The following is a 20,912-nucleotide window of genomic DNA, read 5'->3' on the forward strand; positions in this document are numbered from 1 at the left end:
GAGGCAACCTAGCGAAGCCCCCCGACAATCCGGTCAAGAAGGTGGCCGGCCTGGTCGGCGCTTGCCTGGAAACCCGTGAAGCACCCAGGGCATCAGGAGACGGTGCCGCCGGAACGCCAGTAGACGTTGTTCTCGCGGCTGAGGAAATCGCCGTCGATCAGGTAGCGGCGAAGCGCGGCGTAGTCGTCGTAGAACGCGCGCAAGATCTCGTTGACCTCGGTCTCCGGGTAACGGACGCCCGGCTGGAAGGAGGCGGCGATCCGGTCGAGCACGGCGCGGCGGATGGACTGCTTGGCGGGCATGGTGATCAGTCGGCCGCGCACGAGGAAACGCTCGAGGACATCGTCGCTGATCTCGGATCCCTGGGTGGTCATTGGTTCACTTTAACGACGCGGGCGTACGGGCTCACCAGGATTTTTCGGGCGGTTGACATTAGGTTGGGTGCCGTCACGATGGGAGTTCGGACGATCGGACGGGATGCACATGCTCTCCTTACGCGCCTTTGTCGCCGGAGTCGTGGTAGGTGCCGTCGTCGGCGGCGGGCTGGCCATTCCCGCCAGCGCGCGGGCGGCGACGCCGATACTGGTCGCGATCCGGGCCGCGCATCATCCGGGGCTGGATCGGCTGGTGTTCGAGTTCAAGGGGGCGCTTCCGGCCGAGCGCAGCGCGCGGTATGTGACGGGGCTCGTGGCCGACGGGTCGGGGCTGCCGGTGCCGGTGGTCGGGAGCGCGCGGCTGCTGGTGCGGTTCGGCGGGGCGACGGGGCACGCTGACGACGGGAACCTCTCCTATGGTGCCGCGCGGCGGACGTACGCGCTGCCGGGGATCATCCAGGTCGTCAACACGGGAGACTTCGAAGCCGTGTTGACGTTCGGGGTCGGGGTGGCCAAGAAGACGCCGTTCCAGTTGTACACGTTGAAGAATCCGAGCCGGGTTGTCATCGAGCTCACCACGCCGTATCGGACCGTGAACGTGAAGAGCTATTTCCTGAACAGCGCGAACTTCAATGTGGGGCGCAAGCCGTACACCAAGGGAGCGGTGCGGCCGGTGGTGGCGACGGGCGCGGCGACGGGGGCGTTGCAGCGGTTGTTCGCGGGGCCGACGCAGGGAGAGCGGGTGGGGTTGCATTTCGTGGACTCGAAGGCGACGGGGTTCAGCAAGGTGACCATCGAGAACAAGGTCGCGCGGGTCTATCTGACCGGTGGGTGCAGTAGCGGCGGGTCCACGTTCACCATCGCCGACGAGATCGTTCCCACGCTGAAGCAGTTCTCGTCGGTGCAGTGGGTGAAGATTTACGACCCGGTCGGGCGGACACAGCGGCCGACCGGATCGTCGGATTCCATTCCCGTCTGCCTCGAACCGTAGGAGAAATGGGTTATCGGGCTCTGGTGTTCTACCGGTGGGGAGGTCTTGATGAGCTGTCCGCATGGGGAACGACCTGGGGATGTGCATCTGGTGCATGTCGTACGGCATGGGCAGAGCACGTCGAATGTCGCCTACCTCGCGGTCGAGACCTCGGCGGCCTCTTCGGCGGTGATTCCCGACGATGACATGGCGATCGAGCTGACCGATCTGGGGTGGCGGCAGGCGGGTTCGGTCGGGAGATGGCTGGCGGGGCTTGAGCCGGGTGACACGCCGGACATGGTGTGGTGTTCGCCGTATCTGCGGGCCGAGCAGACCTGGCGGGGCATCGAGAGGGAGCTGATCTCGGCGGGGCGGGAGCGGCCGTGCCATCGGGTCGACGAGCGGCTTCGCGATCGGGATCGTGGGCGGTTGCGGCATCGGCATCCGCGCTGGGTGCGGGGGTGGTTTCCGGCCGAGACCCTGGCGGAGGAGCGGGATCCGCTGGGGTACCGGCCGCCGGACGGGGAGTCGTTCCGGGATGTGGCGGAGCGGTTGCGGGAGGTGGTCGCGGAGATCGAAGCCGATGGCCACCGGCGGGTGCTGATCGTGGCGCATGACGCGGTGGTGCTGTTCCTCCGGCAGATCCTGGAAGGGCTGAGCGACGAGGACGTCCTGGCCATCGCGGCGGAGGGGCTCGCGGACAACGGGTCGATCACCAGCTGGCAGGGAACGGAGGGTGGGTACCGGCTGCTGGCGTACAACGTTTCACATGGGGGTGATGGGTATGAGCAGGCCGCATCGCATTCGTGATCGGTTCTGGTGGGAGGTCTCGCCGACCATGGAGCGGCCGCGGACGCCGCTCAACCTGCGGATCGCGCTGGCGGTCTTCGGGCTGGTGGTGAGCGCCGGGCTCGGGGTGCTGTCGTGGCTGGCGGGCTGGTTCGTGGCCGCCGTGGCACTGTGGGCGATCGCGGTCATCGCCGTGGTCAACCTGATCGTGCTGACGCAGAAGCGCATCAAGCGCGGGGACGGGCACTCGCTGTTCGGCTGATCCACTGGTGTGCTGGTATGCCCCTTGACATCCGTTTCGGGCGGCTTCACGCTGTTGCGCATAGCGCATGATGTTCCGTTTCGCGAAACAGGGGTGTAGCGGTGAGTAGCGTGATTCCCACACTTCCCGGTCGCTACTACACCGATCCGGACATCTTCGCGGCGGAGCAGCGGGGGATCTTCGAGGCGATGTGGTTCTGCGCGGCGCGATCCTCTGATGTGGGGGTGCTTGGGGCGTTCCGGACCGTGCAGGTGGGGAACGAGAGCATCCTGATCACGCGGAGTCGGGGTGGGGTTCGCGCTTTTTATAACGTGTGCCGCCATCGTGGGGCGACGTTGTGTGTCGAAGAGTACGGGGCGGTGAAGAGGGCGTTCTCGTGTGCGTACCACGCCTGGAGTTACGATCTTGATGGGAAGCTGATCGCGGCGCCGAACATGTCGGCCATGCCCGACTTGGATCGGGTCGAGTATGGCCTGGCTAAGGTGCACGTGCGGGAATGGCTCGGGTATGTCTGGGTCTGCCTGGCGGACGAGCCGCCGCCGTTCGAGGACACCGTGCTCGGCGCGGTCACCGAGCGGCTCGGCGCCCTGGAGCTGATCGACAACTACTCCCCCGACGCGCTGGAACTCGGCCGCAGAATCGTCTACGACGTGAAGGCCAACTGGAAGCTGATCGTCGAGAACTTCATGGAGTGCTATCACTGCGCGACCATCCATCCTGAACTCGTCGAAGTGCTCCCCGAATTCGCGGACGGTTACGCGGCGCAGTATTACGTCGGGCATGGCGCGCTTTTCGGGGAGAATATCGAGGGGTTCACCGTGGACGGCTCCCCCGGTCTCGACCGGATCCCCTCTCTCGCCGAAGACCAGGACCGCCGTTACTACGCGGTCACCATCAAGCCGCAGGTCTTCATCAACCTCGTGCCCGACCATGTCATCCTGCATCGCATGTATCCGCTGGCCGCCGACCGGACCATCGTCGAATGCGACTGGCTCTACACGGCCGACGTCGTCACCAGCGGCAAGAACCTCGACAAGTCCGTCGAACTCTTCCACCGCGTCAACGAACAGGATTTCGCGGCCTGCGAGCGCTGCCAGCCCCGGATGTCGTCCCGCCTGTACGCCAAAGGCGGCGTCCTGGTCCCCAGCGAGCACCACATCGGCGCTTTCCATGACTGGGTCATCGAAAAACTCGGCCTGTGATTCAGCGAATGAGCAGGTCGATCACCCCCGTGGTGCCCTCGTCGCCGTGACCGTCGGCGAGGCGGCGCTCCATCAGGGTCGTGAACGGGGTCAGTAGCTCGGCGCTGACACCCTGCTCGTCGGCCGTGCGCAGCAGCGTCGTGTTGCCCTCCGTCATCATGGCGAGGTTGGAGACCACGCCCTTGGTGTAGTCGCCGCTCTCCAGGTGGTCGGCGGTGCCGTACGCGTAGGGGGCCATGGCGGTGAGCCAGTTGACGAGCAAGGGAGCGAAGTTCGCGGGCGCGATGTCCTCCTTGCGGATCAGTGCGAAGGCGTGCGAGACCCCGGCGAACATTCCGGTCATCGCGCTCAGCAGCGCCACGTCGTGGAGGGCGGCGAAGCCGGGATCCTCTCCGACGTAGCTGGTGCCGGCCGGTATGGCCAACGCGCTGCGGTGGGCGTCGAAGAGGGCGCGGGATCCGCTGTAGAAGACATAGCCGCCGGATTCCGGCGCGCCGATCATCGGCGGGACCGCCATGATCCCACCGTCCAGGAAGCGGGCACCGCGCTTCTCGGCCCATTCGGCGCGGACTCGGGCCTGGGCGGGGGTGCTGGTGGTGAGGTTGACCAGGTCCTTGTCCGTAAGATCGGCGTCGGCCATGGCCGCGCCGACCGATGCGTCGTCGAGCAGGCAGACCACCACGAGATCGCTCGCGGCCACCGCCTCGGCGGCCGTTTCGGCGACTGTCGCGCCCGCTGCGGCGAGCGGTTCGGCCCGGCTGGGCGTACGGTTCCAAACGGTCAGCGGATGCCCGGCGGCGAGCCACGCGCGGGCGAGCGCGGTCCCCATGGCGCCGAGGCCGAGGAGTGTGAGCTTCTCAAAGGTGTTGTCAGTCATGCCGAATAGACTTGCCGCAGGCCCCGGAATGATCAAGTACGCACTTTGGAGTGGGTGGTTACCCCGGGGTGAGTGTGCAGGCAGGGGGGATGGGGCATGGCGACCGTGCGCAGGCCGGGGGCGTATGTCTGCGGTATCGACGCGGCGATGGATGTGATCGGCGGCAAGTGGAAGGTGCTGATCCTCTGGGAACTCAACGAACGGGCGTGCCGCTTCGGCGAGCTGCGCCGGCTGTTGCCGGGGGTGACCGAGAAGGTGCTCGCCTCCCATCTGCGCGAGTTGGAAGCGGACGGCATCGTGCATCGCGAGGTGTACGACGAGGTGCCAGCCCGCGTCGAGTACTCGCTGACGTCGCTTGGCGTCTCGCTTAACGGGGCGCTGGCGCCGCTTGGCGCATGGGGGCGGGAGCACGTGCTCGGCATCGTGCACTAGGTGTCTGGGGACGTCGTTCTGTCGTAGGGCTTGGCTAGGGTGAGGGCGTGGATGGGGTTGTGGCGGCCGACCAGGCTGAGGCGGCGTTGCTCGCCGACGCGCGGCGTGGTGATGGTGAGGCGTTCCGGAATCTGGTGGCGCCGCACCTGCAGGGGCTGCACGTGCACTGTTATCGCATGCTGGGCTCCTATCACGACGCCGAAGAGGTGCTGCAGGAGGTGTTGCTGCGGGCCTGGCGGGCGCTGGATACCTTCGAGGGGCGTGCGCCGCTGCGGCACTGGCTGATCCGGATCACGACGACGACCTGCCTGAAGGCCATCGAGCGCAAGGGGCGGCAGCCGGTTATCGCGGGTGAGATCGGGTTTCTGGAGCCCTATCCGGATCGGCTGCTCGATGAGGTGACCGGGGGTGACCCGGCGATGGTCGCCGAGACGCGGGAGAGTGTGGCCTTGGCGTTCGTCGTGGCGTTGCAGCGGCTTCCGGCCACGCAGCGGGCCACGCTGGTCTTGCGGGAGGTGCTGGGCTGGAGTGCGGCGGAAGTGGCCGACCTGCTGGGATGTAGTGTGCCTGCGGTCAACAGCTCCCTGCAGCGGGCCCGCGGCACGCTCGGCACGAGCAATGGGACGCCGCGGTCGCTGGATCGGCGGGACGAGCAGGTGCTCGGGCGGTTCGTTCAGGCGTGGCAACGGTCTGACATCGCGGCGCTGGCGGCTCTGTTGCATGAGGACGCGGTTCTGAGGATGCCGCCGGAGGATGTCGTGATCCGGGGCCGGGAGCAGGTCGCGGGGTTCTTCGCCACCATTCCGGCCGATGGAGTGGTGACGGTCACCCAGGCGAACGGTCATCTGGCGCTGGCGGCCTACCTGCCTGGGGAGGATGGCGGGCCCTGTCCGGCGTACGGGCTGGTGGTCTTCACGTTCGCGGCGGACGGGATCGATTCGATCACGGGATTCCCCGACCCGACGCTGTTGCAGTTCTTCGGCCTGCCTGTGGTTCACGCCTGAACTGAGGGCCGGACCCATGGGATCCGGCCCTGATCGAGGTCAGGCGCGTCGTCCCAGGTGGGCCAGCAGGGCGGTGAGGGGTGGGTCCGCCGGGCCGGTGGGCAGCGCGGGTCCGAACTGACCGTTGGTACGGCGTTCCGCGCTGATGGTCTGGTAGCTGAAGGCGGCCACCGCGTCGAGCACCGCGTCCTCGGGCTTGAAGGACGTTCCGGTGCCGTACGCGATGTCCCAGCCGTGGACGAGCGATTCGAGCAGGCAGACGTTGGCCAGCACCGCCCCGGGGACGGGATCGGCTGGGAACGGGAACGCGCGCTCCAGCGCGCCGGGCGCGGCGAAGGCCGCCAGGCAGCGCTCGGCCACCGCCGCGAACGCCTTCGCGGGTTCTGCGCCCAGGTGGTCGGTGTCGGCCATCCGCTGGGGGTCGGCTTCCTCGGGCGTGGCCGAGCCTCCGCTCGCGATCCGCGCCACCAGGGCGAGCCCGCCGACCAGATGGTTGCCCACCTGGCGAACCGTCCAGCCGGCGCAGGGACTGGCCTTGGCCCAGCCGTCGGCCTGGACTGACGCCAGCAGCGCCGTGGTGGTGTCGAAGTCGCGTTCCAGCAGGCCGATGATCGGGTCGGGGTTCATTGAATCCTCCAGGTCCAGGGCCGCCGGTGCGGCCCCTCTCACCCAGACAGATCCCGGCTCTCCCGCGAACTCATCGCTCCCCGGCAAGGTATTCCGGCCAAGAACGCGGACGCGGCGTTGGCCCTGCGGCCAGGGTCGCCTGTGGAGGATGTTGCCATGCGCCCGCGGCATGTACAGATAGAAGATGACCACACCGCACACGCCGCTGCTCATTCTCGCCGCCGGACAGCGTTGCGGAAGCACGCTCCTGCAGCGCCTGCTGACCTCTCATCCGGGGGTTCTCATCTGGGGCGAGCACGGGGGGCAGCTCGGCCGCATCCTCGAAGCCGCCGATGGCCTGCTGTCATGGTCGCGCGAGTTGGGCGGGGACGCCCGCGTGGAGTTCTCGCAGAATTCCTACCAGAGCTGGATGGCCAACCTGACGCCCGACCGCGACCTGATCCTGCAGGCGGTCCGCCGCTTCATCGACACCTTGTACATCGAGCCCGCCGTCCGCCTGGGCCGCCCTGTCTGGGGCCTGAAGGAGGTGCGCTACACCTTGACCGACGTCCGCCGCCTGCACGTTCTCTATCCGGACCTGGCCGTCATCCTGCTCATCCGCGATCCCCGGGACGTGCTCCGAAGCCTGGACGAGTGGGAGCGGAAGACGAACGGCCGCTGGACCCGCCGGCTGACCGAGGACGCGGTGGTCAACTGGCGGCGCGTCGCGGAGGACTTCCTGGCGCCGCCGGAGAACGGCCCGCCGGTGCTGCGCCTGCGCTACGAGGACTTCGTCGCCGACCCCGGCGGCAGCTGCGAGATCATCGCACGGCACACGGGCCTGGACGCCGGAGCCTTCGACCCGAACGTGCTCGCCACCCGCCTGCACGTCGGCGAAGAATTCGCCCATCTCCCCCGCGACATCCGGAAATGGCACGATTTGCCGATATCTTTGCGCCAACTGCTCGACCCGCCCCAGATACAGTCGCTCATCCAAGCCTGCGGCTACCAGACCAGCGATTAGCGCACCCTTCGCGCACAAGCAGGAACTCGCCAACTTCAAGGCGAACATCGCCGGAGCGCAGACGCCCAGGCGATCGGCCGTTGAGAGAGGTCCTCACCCCAGGCCAGGACCGGCAGCTGGCCGCCCTGGAGAGTTCCGGCACACCGGTCCTCGTTTCCTACGGTTTTCCCGCAGGCCTTGATGGGTTGTTGATGCCCGTACATGGCGTCAGGTGATCGCCCCCATTAATGCGGGGAATTCATTAGAGCCCTTCCTTACCGGTGGCCCAATACGGCTTCGTGGTGATGGCGCGGCGCGGCAGGATCTGGCCGTCGATGAGCGTACGCCGCTGGCGTTGGATGGACTGGGCGTGGCCCAGCAGCAGAGCGCCGTCGAGACCGGCGAGCTCGCTGTCGGTGCGCTCGAGCCAGGACTGCAGGGCATCGCCCGGCGCGTCTGCGGCGGGCAGGAAGCGATACCGGGGCCAGCGATCGGCGAGGGGCGCGACGGCATCCGCCGGTACCTCGACGGTCACGACGGGGTCATCGCCGCTCTGGGCGTAGGCGTCGATCGTGCCGAGGGCGGAGCTGTCTCCGAGGTAGAGGCGCCGTGTGCCGTTCTCGCGCAAGGGCCGGTGCCGGCCGGTCAGTACCGTCACTTCGGTGCCGGCGCGCAGGCGGCGCATCCACGTCGTGCCGGGGCCCGCGGAGTCGGTGGCGACAAGGATGCCGATGCGCTCGGCGTCTGGGCCGCCTACCGTCCGCACCGTGTAGCGGCGGCCCAGGGTGGGGGCGACGCGGAACTGGATCTCGTGGCCGGGGCGCCAGCCGCCGGGCGGCGAGGCTGCGCGCAGTTCCAGTTCGAGGAAGCCGGCGGCGGGCTCGTCCACGTTGAGCACGCGTGCCGGGCGTCCCAGGGTGGATTCGACGAGGTTGCCGATGACGGCGGGCGCTTGGGGCATGGGGTCCTCTTCTCAGAACGGCCGGTGACCTTGAACGGCGGCCGGCGCGGCCGTCACTGTCGAGGCCATGGCGAGGATACTACACCGTGCAGTGTAGTAGGTAAACCGGTCGGTGTAGGGTGGGCGCGGAGGAGGCGTGATGAGTGCTGTCGGCACGGAGAAGACGGTGCGCGAGGGGTCGCTGGTGAAGCGGGCGGCGATTCTCGCTGCCGCGCGCGAGCTCTTCGTGCGCCATGGAGTGGACCGCGTCAGTGTGGACGCCGTCGCGGCGCAGGCCGCAGTGTCGAAGCGCACCGTGTACGACTACTTCGGCGACAAGCGGCGCCTCTTCCTGGCCCTTCTCTCCGACGCGGAGGAGTCGCTGATCGCCTCGATGCGCCGGGCACTCGACGAGCACCTCGCGGATGACGCCGGGATCACGACGGTGCCGCGGCTGGAGGAGGCGCTCACCGCGTTCGCGATCGACTTCGGCACGATGATCGTCGGCTCCGCCGACTACGCCGCCGTGTTCGCTCTGGTCGCCCAGCAGCGCTGGCAGACGCCGACGTCCGAGGACGATCTCGTGACGGCGGTGCCGGAGGAAGCGCTCGTGGAACGCATCGCTCATTTCGCCGACATGGGGCTCCTGGACACCGACGACCCGCGTCTGGCCGCCCACCACTTCGGCGCCCTGACCGTCCTGCTGGCCTACAACGATCAACCGGACCCGGCCAAGGCCGACCCGGGTCAGATCCGCCAGACCATGATCGACGGGGTCCACGCGTTCATCCGCGCGTACGCCACGCGCTAGCCACTCAGTCCGGTGAGGCGGCACAGGGTGGTGAAACCGTCGTCGCTGCCGGGCCAGTGTCGGCGGACGGCCTCCAGGCCGGCGCGGCGGACGACCCCGCGCAGCACGAAGGTGACGATGATCGCGTCGTCGGCGTAACCGAGGATCGGGATGAAGTCGGGGATCAGGTCGATCGGGAACGCCAGGTAGGCCAGCAGTAGGCCGAGCCGGATCCGTACGCCATGGGGCAGGGTGCGGTCGGCGGCCAGGCGGCGCAGGAGCCGCAGCAGGTCGGGAAGGATGCGCAGCGCTTCGGTCAGGAGCGAACCCTTCGGCCGGACCACAGCCAGGCCGATGATCAGCACGATCCAGGTGGCCGCGAGGGCGATCAAGACGCCGATGAGGATGTCCCACACCATGGCGAATCCCCTTCAGTCGGTGAGGTCGGCCTTGGACTCCTCGGCATCAGCGTAGGTGGCACGGCCGAACAGTCATCCGTTACGTTGCCAATCGCAGTTCAGCGCGTGTACATCATCCTGATGTACGCTCCAAAGCAGGATATTTCACCCTCTGATGAGTTTGATAAAGGGGTGTGATGGCATGCGCAGAACGCCTGCGGCCATCGGCAGTGCGATCTTCTTCGCTGTGGCGCCAGGGAGTGTGGCGGGCCTCGGGCCGTGGCTGATCACGAGGTGGCGGGTATCGGATCTTCCCGATGGCTTGTCCTGGGCGGCGATCCCGTTCCTTGTCGTCGGCGCGGTGCTCGTCCTGGCGGGTGTCGCCGTGCTGATCCACGCTTTCGTCCACTTCGTCGCCGAGGGAGCCGGGACCCCGGCACCCGTCGCGCCCCCCGAGCACCTGGTGATCGGCGGACTATACCGGTATGTGCGCAACCCGATGTATGTGGGCGTCCTCTCGGCCATCATCGGCCAGGCGCTCCTCCTCGGCCAATTCGGGCTTTTCTGGTACGCCGCCGTCGTGTTCCTCGCGTTCTTCAGCTTCGTCCGCTTCCATGAGGAACCAGCCCTGAGCCGCACGTTCGGCACCGCGTATGAAAAATATCGGTCGGCCGTACCTGGCTGGTTTCCCCGCGTGCGCCCATGGAACGGATAACGCCGCGATTCAGGGATGCCGAGGCCCGGCACCCCTGAATCGTTGGCGGTCAGGCGAGCAGGCGGTCGCCGATCCAGCCGGTCGGCGAGCAGCCGGGCGGGATGGCGAAGACCGCCGACCCGATCGTGGTGACCCACTCGTTCAGCAGGTCACCCTCCGCCAGACGCCGCTGGATGGGAACGAACTGGCGCTCGATGTCCGCCTGGTAGGACGCGAACAGCAGCCCGGAATCGGAGCGCCCTTCCCTGCTGAGCCCTTCGTCATAGTTGTACGGCCGGCGCAGGATCCGCAGCCCAGGATCCTCCACATGCGCCCGCCGAATGTGCGCGAACTCCGAAATCACCGGAAACCCGACCCGCGTGAGCGCGTTGAAATCCGGTTCGTCACGTTCGGCCCGGCCGGTGAGAGGCGCGCCGTTGTCCAGGCGGCGGCCGATGGTGAACTCCCGCCCGACCCGGTCGGTGGCGTCCCACTCCTCGAGTTTCATCCGGATCCGGCGGAGCACCAGCGTGGTGCCGCCGCGCAGCCATTGCGGCCCGTCGGAGATCCACACCGCCCCATCCAGGTCGGTGGGGTTGACGGTGCCGTCGAGCTGGCCCATCAGGTTGCGCTGGGTCTCGCCGGAGGGCGCGCTGCGCCGGAAGCCGCGCTGGGTCCAACGCACCCGGGCGAACGCCCGCGCGTCCTTGACGATCATTCGCAGCGCGTGGGCCAGGGTGAGGGTGTCATCGGAGCCGATCTGGACCAGGAGATCCGCTCCGCCCCACTTTTTCCGCAGCTGATCGGTCTTGAACGGCGGCAGGGGCCGTACCGGCGACTCCAGATCGGCGGCCGCGAACAGGCCGGGACCGAATCCGAAGGTGACGGTGAGCCGGGCCGGCATCGTGGCCAGTTCGGGTTCGGTGTCGGCCAGCGCGGGTCTGCCGCCGGTCAGCCGGCGGGCGTCGTCGGTGAGCAGGCGCAGCAACCGGCCGATCGCCTCCTTGCCGACCCCGGTCCGCAGGTCGAAACCGGCGAAGACGGCGTGCGCCTGCGGGGGCGTCGCGATTCCCGCCTGGTGCACGCCGTCGAACGGCTCGGCGACCGCCGTCGGAGACGCTTGTGCCGTGGGAGCGGTGGGGCGCGCCGCGAGGGCGCCGACCACGGTCGCGGCGCCTCCCGCGAGCAGGCCGCGCCTGGTGAGAGGCTGGGTCATCAGCTGTCGCCCATGTCCATGCCGGGCTGATAGTCCTCCTTGCCTCCGGCGAAGTCCTTGCCGACGGCGGTGAACGTGACCGTCCCGCCGTCCTTGAGCGTGAGCGTGAACTCGATCTGGGCGCCCGGCTGCACTTCTTCGGTGACGCCCATGAGCATGATGTGATCGCCGCCGGGCTGGAGCTGGTGGCTGCTGTGGGCGGGAACCGTGAACCCGCCCTCCTTGGGCCGCATGATCATCTTGCCGTCGTTGTCGACGACCTCGTGCAGTTCGATCTTCGGGGACAGGGGTGAGGCGCCGGAGACGACGACCACGTCGGCGTCGGTGTCGTTGACGAGGGTGCCGAACGCGGCGGTCATGCCCTCCTTGGTGGTCTTCACCCAGGGATCGACGATCGACAGGGCGGGGGCGGGCCTCGGGGTGATCACGGCGGCCGGGCTGGCGGCGGCGGGGGCCGCGGCGGTCGGTTCCGAGCCGCAGCCGCTGAGCATGATCGCGATCAGGCACAGGGATGCCATACGGCGAACAGACATGGTCATGCCTTTCATGACGAGCTGGAGGTTTGTCACACAGGAGATCGACCTCGGGGTCGATGAAACGAGTGGCGCCACCTGGATCAGGCGGCGCTGACAACCTCCGGCGGGCCACGCCTGCTCAGCGCGTGCCGCAGCGGCGCCGACCGCATGATCGCCGGCTCGGCGCGCCAGGGCCTGACCCGATACGTCCAGGCCGGGTCGGGATGGACGGCGAGGATCAGGCAGAGCCGGACGACCAGGCGGCGGAGCAGTCCCCACAGGGCGGCTTCGCCGCGGGCCAGCCACATCGCGATCAGGCCGGCCGCCCAGCCGTGCAGCACGAGCATGCCCAGCCCGGGCACCAGCCCGGAATGAATATGCCCGAACGGTTCGGCCGCCGACACCGTGTGCGCCAGCGAGAACAGCAGATGCAGCCCGGCCTGCAGCCCGGCGAGCAGCCCCAGGATCACGCCGAACGACCGTTCCCGCCCCGACAGCGGGAGCGCGGCGGCCAACGCCAGCCCGAACCCGCTGATCAGGCTCGGCACCGCCACCGAACCTCCGCCGAAGACATGCGCCAGCGCGCTCAGCCCCAGGCAGACGACGGCGAAAACCGCGGCGCGGGCAAGGCGGAAGGGCATGGTCGCGGACATGATACGGCAATCATTACATGCGTTTCCGGCGCCCTCGAACCCGCCACAGGACGCCAGAACTCGCGGAAACCATCGGCGGAGCCCATCCGACAGCTGCACTGAACCCGCTCATCCCCCCGGCCGTAGCTGCCGATGACACCAGATCGAAGGAGCGCCATGACCACCCACGCGTACGTGGTGCAGGGGATGCACTGCCAGAACTGCGTCGCCACGCTGACCGGCAAGGTCAGCCAGGTTCCCGGGGTGAGCGGGGTCGACATCGACCTGCCCACCGGCCGGATGGAGATAACCGGCGCGGACCCCGTCGTCGACGCGGCCATCCGGCAGATCATCGAGGAGTCCGGATACACCCTGACGTGACCAGAACCTCGATGCTCACGGAGCTCTCCATCGGCGGCATGACCTGCGCCGCCTGCGCGGGCCGGATCGAACGCAAACTGCGAAAGCTCGACGGCGTGCCCGCCGACGCATCAACCCCGGCGACCTCTTCGTGGTACGCCCCGGCGAGAAGATCGCCACCGACGGAACGGTGCTCGAGGGCCTCTCGGCCGTGGACGCCAGCCTGCTCACCGGCGAGTCCGTGCCCGTCGAGGTCGGTCCTGGGGACCGGGTCGTCGGCGCGACGGTCAACGCGGGCGGACGGCTGATCATGCCTTCGCCTACAACGTGGCGGCGCTTCCGCTGGCTGCGGCCGGGCTGCTCGATCCGATGATCGCCGGAGCCGCGATGGCCCTGTCGAGTGTCTTCGTGGTCATCAACAGCCTGCGGTTGCGGCGCTTCCGCTAGCGGAGCACGCGGCGGGCCACGTCGCTGATGTGGAGTTCGTCCGGGCCGTCGAGGATCCTGGCCATCCTGCCCGTGCGGAAGAGGGCGGGCAGGGCGGTGTCGGGGCCGAGGCCGGCCGCGCCGTGGACCTGGATGGCGGCGTCGGTGACCTGCTGGAGCATGCGGGCGGCGGCCACCTTGGCGAGGCCGGTCTCGATCCGCGCGTCCTGGTCGGCGGCCACGAGGGCGACCGCCTCGAAGATCAGGGCACGCGTGGTCCTGATGGCCAGCAACGCCTCGAAGATCAGGCTCTGCACGAGTTGCAGATCGCCGAGGCGGCCGGTGGACGTGGCGCGCGTGCCGGCCCGCTCGCGCATGAGCGTGAACGCCCGCTGGGCCTGGCCGAGCCAGCGCAGGCAGCGCAGGAGGCGGCCGAGCCGCACCCGCTCGCCCACGACGCGCAGGCCCTGTCCTTCCTCGCCCAGCAGATGGTCGGCGGGCACGCGTACGCCGTCCAGGGCGATCTCCCACTGGCCGCCCGCGCCGAGGACCGGGAGTTCCCGTACCACCCGGAAGCCCGGGGACGAGGTGGGCACCAGCAGCGTGGACAGGCCGGCCGAGGTACGCGCGAGCACCACGGCCAGGTCGGCGTGGGCGGCGCCGCTGACGAACCACTTGCGGCCGTGCACGGTCCAGGAGCCGTCGGCTTCGCGGCAGGCACGGGTGCGGGTGAGGGCGGGGTCGGAGCCAGGGGAATCCGGTTCGGTCATGGCGTTGCACAGGCTCAGTTCCCCGTCGGCGACCAGCGACCGGTATCGGTCATGACCGGCGAGGGTACCGACGTCCAGCAGCACGGTGGATCCCAGGATCGCGGGACCGTGGTCGCTCGCGCCCTCCGCCACCGCCACATGCGCGTAGTCCGCCAGCGGGAGACCAAGCGACAGGCCCCACAGTCCTTCCGCCCTGGCTTCGCCCCTGAGCCGTTCGACCAGCGGGTGGGACGCGCTGGAGTCCAGGGCCGCTTCGTGGGGGACGACCCGCTCGGCGATGAATCCGGCCACCGAGTCCCGCAGGTCGCGGACATGCGGGGGGCAGGCGGGCGCGCCCCACATCTGCTCTCTCATCCCAACTCCAGGTATGCCGGGAACTGACTGAAATATCTGTACGACTCCCTGCATGGAACAGGTCGGGGGAACGCGCGTCCCAGTTCCCGCCCCGCGTCAGGCAGAGGAGACCCATGACAGGTCCACTTCGGGATATCGAGGTCAAGGCGTCAGGACCGCCCGCGCTCACCACCGTGGCCGTACGGCATCTCGCCCTTCTGGGGGCTGAGACCACGGCACATCCTGGGCCGGACGGCCCGGGGATCGTCACCGTCGGCGGCCGGCTGAGCGCGGAGATCGGCTGGGCGATGGCCGCCCCGGCGGAGGAGGTGAGCGATGAGGCGACCGCGCAGGCCGCGACCGGTGTCGCGCACGTGCACGGGCGCAGCACCGGCACGCCGCGCGGGCTGGCGGTGGATTATCTGACCACGGCGTGCGGGGTGCTCGCCGTACAAGGGGTGCTCGCCGGGTTGATCGGCCGCGCTCGTGGCGCGGCGGTGGAGCGCCTCTCGACCGGGGTCGACCTGGCCGGGTTGCTCAGCGTGAGCCAGTATCTGGCCGCGGCCACGGCGGATGACGAGGAGGGGGTGGCGTACGCGCCGGGAGGCCCGCCCTTCACCACGAAAGACGGCGTGCGCTTCGAGGTCGAAACCCTGGACGCGGAAGTGTGGGCCGCGTTCTGGCATACGCTCGGCGCGCCGGACCGGCTCGCCGCGTCCGCCTGGCGGTCCTTCCAGTTCCGTTACGCCACCGCCAGTTCCCCGCTGCCCGATGAGCTGCATCTGCTCGCCCGCTCCACCGACTGGTACGCCATCGGGCAGGCCGCGAAGGAGTCCGGCGCGTCGCTGTGCGCCCTGCGATCGCTCGCGGATCGCCTGCACGAGCCACGACCCGACGCGCCGTGGGAACTGTCGCCCACCCTGCCCGCGGGCGACCTGGCCCGATCCACGGCGGAGATCGGCAGGCCGCTGGCGGGGTTCACGGTCCTGGAGGCCGGGCGCAGGATCCAGGCGCCGCTGGCCGCGCACCTCCTGGGCCTGCTGGGCGCCGATGTCGTCAGGATCGAACCGCCGGGCGGGGACCCGCTCCGGGGCATGCCGCCCACCTGCGGCGACCTGTCGGCGCGCTGGCTGGCGCTCAACCGGGGCAAGAGCGCGGTGGAGATCGACATCAAGTCGGCGGCGGGCCGGGACGAGCTCCGCGACCTGGCCGCCGGCGCGGATGTCTTCGTCCACAACTGGGCGCCGGGGACGGCGGAACGTCTCGGCCTCAACGACCTGTCGGCGGTCAGTCCCGGCCTGGTCTACGCCTACACCAGCGGCTGGGCCGGGCGGCTGCCCGGCGCTCCGCTGGGCACCGATTTCATGGTCCAGGCCCGCACCGCGGTGGGCGAGGCGGTACGACCTGCCGGAGAACCCCCCGCCCCCGCGCTGATGACCTTGCTCGACGTGCTCGGCGGCCTGCTCGGCGCGGAAGCCGTACTGGCCGGGCTGCTCCTGCGCGAGCGGGACGGGCGCGGGGTCCGGGTGGACTCCTCGCTGCTCGGCGCGGCCGAGACGCTCACCGAGCCCGCGTTGCGCAGGCTCGCCCATGGCCTCGATCCGCGCATGCCGACGGGCTTCCGGCACCCGTGCCCGACCGGCGACGGATGGGTGGCCGTGGCCGATGGGTGCCCCGATCCTGGGCCGCTCACCGGCATGACCACGGCCGAAGCCGTCGAGACGCTGCGCGCGCGTGGATCGCGGGCCACCGCGGTCACGACCGACCTCACCGAACTCCCGAGCGACGAACGCTTCGCGTCCGTGCTGACCCGTGACGAGCACGGCGCGATCGCCGTGCCCTCTCCTTGGAGGTTCGCATGACCCTGCACCTGGACGATCTCGTGCCCGCGACGCTCCGCAGAGAGTGGGCGGCCGACGGCACCTGCCCCGACCTGGACCTGTACGCCCTGTTTCGCGCCCACCGGCTCGCGGACCCCAACCGGGTGGCCGTCGTGGACGAGGCGGGCGAGCTGGTCTACGCCAACCTCGATCTCCGGGTTCGCGCCGCGGCGGCCGGGTTGCGGCACCTCGGCGTCTGCCCGGGCGACGTCGTCGGCATCCAGCTGCCCAACGGCAGGGACGCGGTGATCGCCGACCTGGCGGTGGCCGCGCTCGGCGCCGTCGCGCTGCCCTTCCCCGTCGGCAGGGGAGCCGCGGAGGCGATCTCGCTGCTGGGCCGCTCGGGAGCGCGTGCCGCCATCGTGGCGACCGAGTATCGCGGCCTGCCGCACGCCCATGACCTGGTCTCGGTCGCGGCACAGCTGCCGGGCCTGCGCACGGTCATCGCCGCCGGTACGCAGGAGCCTCCGGCGGGCGCCGTGGACTGGGTCGACGTGCTCTCGACCGACGGCAGGACCTTCGTGCCCGCCCGGCCCGACCCGGACAGCGCCGCCCGCATCCTGGTCTCCTCGGGTTCTGAGGCCGAACCCAAGATGGTCGCCTACTCCCACAACGCGCTGGCCGGCGGCCGGGGCAACTTCATGGCCACGCTGATCGCCGACGGGACCCCGCCGCGCTGCCTGTTCCTGGTTCCGCTGGCGTCCGCGTTCGGCAGCAACGGCACCGCCGTCACGCTGGCCAGGCACGGCGGCTCGCTGGTGTTGCTCGATCACTTCACGCCGCCGGGGGCGCTCGCCGCGATCTCCGATCATCGGCCGAGCCATGTGCTGGCCGTACCGACCATGATCAGAAGGATGCTCGACCAGCCGCGCTCCGGCGCGATGCCGCCGATGACCGCGCTGGTTCTCGGCGGCGCGGAGCTGGACGCCGCCACGGCCGCCGAGGCGAGCGCGGTGTTCGGCTGTCCCGTCGTCAACCTGTACGGCTCGGCGGACGGAGTGAACTGCCACAGCGGCCTGCTGCCCGCGGCCGACGAGCCCGGTCCCGGCGTCGTGGTCGGCCTGCCCGATCCCCGGGTAACTGAGATCCGCATCGACTCCGGCACCGAGGAGTTCGGGGAGATCATCGCCCGTGGTCCGATGACCCCCATGTGCTACGTCGGGGCCCCGGAACTGAACCAGCGCTACCGCACCGCCGAAGGCTGGGTGCGCACCGGCGACCTCGGCATGATCGACGAGGCCGGGCGGCTCCGCCTGGTCGGCCGCCTCAAGCAGGTCGTCATCCGGGGCGGGGCCAACGTCAGCCTCGCCGAAGTCGAGAACGCGGTGTCCACCCATCCGGAGGTGCGGGAGGTCGTCTGCGTGGGAGTGCCCGACCCGGTGATGGGCGAGCGGCTGGCCGCCTGCGTGGTCTCGCGTCCCGGATCCGGCATCGACCTGGCCGGCCTGCGCGCGCACCTGACCGCCCGCGGCCTGGACAAGGTCAAACACCCGGAACATCTCCTGGTCGTCGGCGAGTTCCCGCTGACACCCGCGGGCAAGCCGGACCGCGCGGCGCTGCGGGCCATGCTGCCGCAACCCCAGTCGGCCTGATCAGGGCGCGGGCCGGGGGATCTCCGGCCCCACCCTGCTCAGGCCGCCCGGTCGGCGTCCAGCAGTGCGGCGATGAGCTGGCCACGCGCCCGCGCGACGCGGGATCGGATCGTGCCCACCGGGCAGCCGAGCAGCGCGGCGGCGTCGGCGTAGGGCAGGCCGACGAGCTGGGTGAGCACGAACGCCTCCCGGCGCTCGCTCGGCACGGCCGCCAGGAGATCCGCCACCGCCAGGCCGTCCTCGTCGCCGGGCTGGTCGCGAAGCTGGCGGCGCTCGGCGGCGGACTGCCAGTCGGCGAGGTCGGCGACGACCGGCCGCGCCGCGGCCGACCGGAAACGATCGACCACGACCCGGCGGGCGATGGACAACAACCAGGTCCGGGCCGAGGACCGCCCGGCGAACCCCGGCAGGCTGCCGAGGACGCGGACGAAGGTCTCCTGGGTCAGGTCCTCGGCCGACTGGTTGTCGGTGAGGTAGGCGAGGAATCGCCGCACATCGCCGTACACGGCCCGGGCGAACGCGTCGACCTCGGCCGGCGTTCCCTCGCGCGCGGCCAGGGCGAGCATGGTCAACCGCTGGTCGTCTTCAGCCGTTCTCGCGGCAGAACTCATGGTGATCGTTCCTTAGGGCGTTCTTCTGACCAGCCCGGGGAACCGGGCCGGGTTCGTCGACGACTGTCTGGTTCGCGGAGATCTCACGGACGGAAGGAGCGCGCGATGGCGCGATCGACAACAGTGCTGCTCACCGCGGTGATGGGCGTCTCGATGCTCCAGCTGTTCCTGATCGGCGCCCTCGGGCCACGACTGGTCGAGGAGGCGGGCATCTCCCGCTCGGCGCTCGGCCTGACCACCACCGCCGGATTCGGGGTGGCCGCCCTCCTGTCGCTCAGCGCGGGACAGTGGGTCGATCGGCTGGGGGCGCGCCGCTGCCTGGTCGTGCTGCTGGTGGTGGCCGCGGCGGCGCTCGCGCTGATCGGGTCCGCGGCCGGCACGCCGATGCTGCTGGCCGCCGTGGCGCTGGGCGGTCTCCCGCAGGCGCTGGCCAATCCCGCCACCAACAAGGTCATCCTGGCCGTGGCCGAGCCCGCCCGGCGTGGCGCGATCACCGGCTGGAAGCAGTCGGGCGTGCAGCTGGGCGCCTTCGCCGCCGGACTGCCGCTCGCGAGCCTCGCCGTGTGGGTGGGCTGGCGCGGCGCGGTGTGGACGGCGGCGGCCATCGCCCTGATCATCGCGGTCTGGGCGATCCGCGCCCTGCCACCTGACCGTCCGGCGACGCCCGGCACCGCCGCGGACCTGCCTCCCGCCGCCGTGGGCCGGTTGGCGCTCTTCTCCTTCCTGCTCGGCGGCGGCATCGCCGCCATCAACACCTATCTCGCGCTGTACGGCACGCAGCGGCTGGCCTTGACCCCCGTCTTCGCGGCCTGGCTGGTCGCGATCCTGGGCATCACCGGCGTGCTCGGCCGAGTCGGCTGGTCGCGCAAAGCGGGCCGGCTTGGACAGCCGGACACTCTTCTCGCACCCCTCGCGGCCGGAGCGTGCGGAGCGGCGCTGCTGATCGCCGCCGCCGCTTGGTGGCCCGCCCTGGTCTGGGCCGGTACGGCCGCCGTCGGCGCCTTCGCCGTCGCGGGCAACGCCGTCACCATGGTCACGGTGATCAAACGCGCCGACCCGCGCACGGCAGGCCGCGACTCGGCGCTCGTCTCGGCCGGTTTCTTCGGAGGCTTCGCCGTGGGCCCGCCCTTGGTCGGGCTGCTGGACTATGGGCCGGGCTGGGCGCTGGTGGCCGCCTGCTTCGCCGGGGCCGCGCTGGTGGCCGCCGCCCGGAACCGTACCGGGGCGCGGGCATGAGCTGGGCGGAACGGGCACTCGGCGAGATCCTGGAACGTGCGGGCGAGACGGAATTGGACGTAGGGGACCGCTGGCCGCTGTATGCGGACCCTGCGACCGGCCGATGGACGACCACCGCTCGCGGTTCATGGACGGCCGGTTTCTGGGCGGGCCTGGTCTGGCTGCGGGCGACGATCACCGGCGCGGATCGATCCTCGGCGGCGTCCCGCACCGCGTCGCTGGCTCCCTGGGCCGAGGTCGACACTGCGACCCGCGGCCTGATCTTCTGGTACGGCACCGCGCTCTCCGATGACACCGCGCTGCGCGACAAGGCGGCCCGCGCCTGCCTGGACGCCTACGATCCGGTGCTCGGGCTGGTCCCCTGGGGCACCGCTTTCGGCGGTGTCCGGGAGCTGGCCAGGGTCGATGCCCTGCCGGGCTTGATACCCCTGCTGAGCCGGCATGGCCTGGAAGGTGAGCGCGTCGCGCGCCGCCAGCTCGAGCTGCAGATCAAACTGACGCTCAGCGGCCAGGAGGCGCATCCCGCCTGGGCGGCTCAGCCGGACGGCACGTGGGTGCCGCATCCGGATCCTCCGGTTGGTTGGAGCCGCACCGTGGGATGGCTGGCGCTGGCGGTCGCCGACTCGGGCGGCCCGCACCGGATCCTCGAACATCCGGCCGTCGCGGCCAGGTTCGCTCCTGACTCGGTGCGGATACCTCCCGCTTCGGCCCGGCGGTTCGACAGCCCTCCGGACACCTCCGCCGCCGCCGTCGAAGCGGTCGCGGCGCTGAAACTGGCCGCCAGGGAGTCGTCCGGGCGCCTGCGGGATCGGGCCGCCGACCTTCTCGGGACGCTGGTCTCCGAGCACGTGCGGGCGGGTCGGCTGCTCGACGGCTGCTACGACTTCGAGCGCGGGGTCGCCACCAGCCACGAACTGGTGTGGGGGGACTTCTTCCTGGCGCTTGGGCTCGCGATCCTCACGGGAGCGGTCGCTCCCTTCGCCTGCTGATCGTCGCCTCG

General features: G+C 70.1%; 25 protein-coding genes. 15 read left to right on the plus strand and 10 right to left on the minus strand.

From position 1 onward, the window contains the following. Positions 1-92: 92 nt before the first annotated feature. Entirely contained in the window at positions 93-374 is a 282-nt protein-coding gene (locus tag Aple_RS32685) for a DUF2087 domain-containing protein (RefSeq protein WP_155348586.1), read from the minus strand. A gap of 103 nt (positions 375-477) precedes the next feature. Here Aple_RS32685 and Aple_RS32690 point away from each other — a divergent pair, with 103 nt between their 5' ends. The 4 genes from Aple_RS32690 to Aple_RS32705 all read left to right on the plus strand — a co-directional run bounded on the left by Aple_RS32690 (position 478) and on the right by Aple_RS32705 (position 3,597). Continuing rightward, entirely contained in the window at positions 478-1,365 is an 888-nt protein-coding gene (locus Aple_RS32690; protein ID WP_155348587.1) for a GerMN domain-containing protein, read from the plus strand. A 48-nt stretch (positions 1,366-1,413) separates the two neighbouring features. Further along, positions 1,414-2,154, plus strand: coding sequence for a histidine phosphatase family protein (locus tag Aple_RS32695; protein WP_155348588.1), 741 nt, complete (start codon positions 1,414-1,416; stop codon positions 2,152-2,154). Then, positions 2,129-2,395 (plus strand): hypothetical protein, encoded by a 267-nt coding sequence (locus Aple_RS32700; RefSeq protein ID WP_155348589.1) that lies wholly within the window; start codon positions 2,129-2,131, stop codon positions 2,393-2,395. Before Aple_RS32695 ends, Aple_RS32700 begins: the two co-directional genes overlap by 26 nt. 101 nt (positions 2,396-2,496) lie before the next feature. Next, on the plus strand, positions 2,497-3,597 hold the full coding sequence (locus tag Aple_RS32705; RefSeq protein WP_246264943.1) for an aromatic ring-hydroxylating oxygenase subunit alpha: 1,101 nt from the start codon (positions 2,497-2,499) through the stop codon (positions 3,595-3,597). A gap of 1 nt (position 3,598) precedes the next feature. Here the strand turns inward: Aple_RS32705 and Aple_RS32710 are convergent, their stop codons facing one another. Continuing rightward, the gene (locus Aple_RS32710) at positions 3,599-4,474 is read right to left on the minus strand and encodes an NAD(P)-dependent oxidoreductase (protein WP_155348590.1); all 876 of its coding nucleotides are present in this window, start codon (positions 4,472-4,474) and stop codon (positions 3,599-3,601) included. 96 nt (positions 4,475-4,570) lie between these two features. Between Aple_RS32710 and Aple_RS32715 the strand changes: the two genes are divergently transcribed. Together Aple_RS32715 and Aple_RS32720 are read left to right on the plus strand one after the other, a co-directional pair. Beyond that, the gene (locus Aple_RS32715; protein ID WP_155348591.1) at positions 4,571-4,906 is read left to right on the plus strand and encodes a winged helix-turn-helix transcriptional regulator; all 336 of its coding nucleotides are present in this window, start codon (positions 4,571-4,573) and stop codon (positions 4,904-4,906) included. A 47-nt stretch (positions 4,907-4,953) separates the two neighbouring features. After that, positions 4,954-5,910 carry an RNA polymerase subunit sigma-70 gene (locus tag Aple_RS32720; RefSeq protein ID WP_246264944.1) on the plus strand — a complete coding sequence of 319 codons (957 nt, stop codon included), beginning with the start codon at positions 4,954-4,956 and terminating at the stop codon, positions 5,908-5,910. Positions 5,911-5,949: 39 nt separating this feature from the next. On the opposite strand, the gene Aple_RS32725 is transcribed toward Aple_RS32720, so the two are convergent. Next, the gene (locus Aple_RS32725; RefSeq protein WP_170321765.1) at positions 5,950-6,537 is read right to left on the minus strand and encodes a TIGR03086 family metal-binding protein; all 588 of its coding nucleotides are present in this window, start codon (positions 6,535-6,537) and stop codon (positions 5,950-5,952) included. A 184-nt stretch (positions 6,538-6,721) separates the two neighbouring features. Here Aple_RS32725 and Aple_RS32730 point away from each other — a divergent pair, with 184 nt between their 5' ends. Further along, complete coding sequence (locus tag Aple_RS32730) at positions 6,722-7,540, plus strand: sulfotransferase family protein (RefSeq protein ID WP_155348593.1); 819 nt, start codon at positions 6,722-6,724, stop codon at positions 7,538-7,540. A 241-nt stretch (positions 7,541-7,781) separates the two neighbouring features. Here Aple_RS32730 and Aple_RS32735 read toward each other — a convergent pair whose 3' ends face one another. After that, positions 7,782-8,480, minus strand: coding sequence for a ferredoxin reductase domain-containing protein (locus Aple_RS32735; RefSeq protein ID WP_155348594.1), 699 nt, complete (start codon positions 8,478-8,480; stop codon positions 7,782-7,784). Positions 8,481-8,619: 139 nt separating this feature from the next. On the opposite strand from Aple_RS32735, the gene Aple_RS32740 reads away from it, so the two are divergent. Then, on the plus strand, positions 8,620-9,270 hold the full coding sequence (locus Aple_RS32740) for a TetR/AcrR family transcriptional regulator (RefSeq protein WP_155348595.1): 651 nt from the start codon (positions 8,620-8,622) through the stop codon (positions 9,268-9,270). Here the strand turns inward: Aple_RS32740 and Aple_RS32745 are convergent. Next, entirely contained in the window at positions 9,267-9,668 is a 402-nt protein-coding gene (locus Aple_RS32745; RefSeq protein WP_155348596.1) for a YkvA family protein, read from the minus strand. The two genes, Aple_RS32740 and Aple_RS32745, sit on opposite strands and share 4 nt — an antisense overlap. A 181-nt stretch (positions 9,669-9,849) precedes the next feature. On the opposite strand from Aple_RS32745, the gene Aple_RS32750 reads away from it, so the two are divergent. Continuing rightward, complete coding sequence (locus Aple_RS32750) at positions 9,850-10,362, plus strand: methyltransferase family protein (protein ID WP_155348597.1); 513 nt, start codon at positions 9,850-9,852, stop codon at positions 10,360-10,362. Between the two features lie 49 nt (positions 10,363-10,411). Here Aple_RS32750 and Aple_RS32755 read toward each other — a convergent pair whose 3' ends face one another. The 3 genes from Aple_RS32755 to Aple_RS32765 form a co-directional block, all read right to left on the minus strand. Then, positions 10,412-11,557, minus strand: a complete 1,146-nt coding sequence (locus Aple_RS32755; protein WP_155348598.1) for a Dyp-type peroxidase — start codon at positions 11,555-11,557, stop codon at positions 10,412-10,414. After that, positions 11,557-12,090, minus strand: coding sequence for a copper chaperone PCu(A)C (locus Aple_RS32760; RefSeq protein WP_155348599.1), 534 nt, complete (start codon positions 12,088-12,090; stop codon positions 11,557-11,559). Before Aple_RS32760 ends, Aple_RS32755 begins: the two co-directional genes overlap by 1 nt. 83 nt (positions 12,091-12,173) lie before the next feature. Beyond that, complete coding sequence (locus Aple_RS32765) at positions 12,174-12,713, minus strand: MFS transporter (RefSeq protein WP_155348600.1); 540 nt, start codon at positions 12,711-12,713, stop codon at positions 12,174-12,176. A gap of 168 nt (positions 12,714-12,881) precedes the next feature. Between Aple_RS32765 and Aple_RS32770 the strand changes: the two genes are divergently transcribed. Both Aple_RS32770 and Aple_RS52340 read left to right on the plus strand, forming a co-directional pair. Next, complete coding sequence (locus Aple_RS32770; RefSeq protein WP_155348601.1) at positions 12,882-13,085, plus strand: heavy-metal-associated domain-containing protein; 204 nt, start codon at positions 12,882-12,884, stop codon at positions 13,083-13,085. A 130-nt stretch (positions 13,086-13,215) separates the two neighbouring features. After that, the gene (locus tag Aple_RS52340) at positions 13,216-13,437 is read left to right on the plus strand and encodes a P-type ATPase actuator domain-containing protein (protein WP_507768291.1); all 222 of its coding nucleotides are present in this window, start codon (positions 13,216-13,218) and stop codon (positions 13,435-13,437) included. Between the two features lie 70 nt (positions 13,438-13,507). On the opposite strand, the gene Aple_RS32780 is transcribed toward Aple_RS52340, so the two are convergent. Further along, positions 13,508-14,614, minus strand: a complete 1,107-nt coding sequence (locus Aple_RS32780; protein ID WP_155348603.1) for an acyl-CoA dehydrogenase family protein — start codon at positions 14,612-14,614, stop codon at positions 13,508-13,510. A gap of 113 nt (positions 14,615-14,727) precedes the next feature. Between Aple_RS32780 and Aple_RS32785 the strand changes: the two genes are divergently transcribed. Both Aple_RS32785 and Aple_RS32790 read left to right on the plus strand, forming a co-directional pair. Further along, a complete protein-coding gene (locus tag Aple_RS32785) occupies positions 14,728-16,455 on the plus strand; it encodes a CoA transferase (protein ID WP_155348604.1) in 1,728 nt (575 codons plus the stop codon). Beyond that, positions 16,452-18,065, plus strand: coding sequence for a class I adenylate-forming enzyme family protein (locus tag Aple_RS32790; RefSeq protein WP_155348605.1), 1,614 nt, complete (start codon positions 16,452-16,454; stop codon positions 18,063-18,065). The genes Aple_RS32785 and Aple_RS32790 overlap by 4 nt, the downstream gene beginning before the upstream one ends. Positions 18,066-18,103: 38 nt before the next feature. Here the strand turns inward: Aple_RS32790 and Aple_RS32795 are convergent, their stop codons facing one another. Continuing rightward, positions 18,104-18,676, minus strand: a complete 573-nt coding sequence (locus Aple_RS32795; RefSeq protein WP_155348606.1) for a sigma-70 family RNA polymerase sigma factor — start codon at positions 18,674-18,676, stop codon at positions 18,104-18,106. Positions 18,677-18,781: 105 nt separating this feature from the next. Here Aple_RS32795 and Aple_RS32800 point away from each other — a divergent pair, with 105 nt between their 5' ends. Both Aple_RS32800 and Aple_RS32805 read left to right on the plus strand, forming a co-directional pair. Further along, complete coding sequence (locus tag Aple_RS32800) at positions 18,782-19,912, plus strand: MFS transporter (RefSeq protein WP_218038603.1); 1,131 nt, start codon at positions 18,782-18,784, stop codon at positions 19,910-19,912. Further along, positions 19,909-20,901: a sugar ABC transporter permease gene (locus Aple_RS32805; protein WP_155348607.1), complete on the plus strand. Its 993-nt coding sequence runs from the start codon at positions 19,909-19,911 to the stop codon at positions 20,899-20,901. Before Aple_RS32800 ends, Aple_RS32805 begins: the two co-directional genes overlap by 4 nt. Positions 20,902-20,912: the final 11 nt, after the last annotated feature.

The organism is Acrocarpospora pleiomorpha, from assembly GCF_009687885.1.
GTDB lineage: Bacteria > Actinomycetota > Actinomycetes > Streptosporangiales > Streptosporangiaceae > Acrocarpospora > Acrocarpospora pleiomorpha.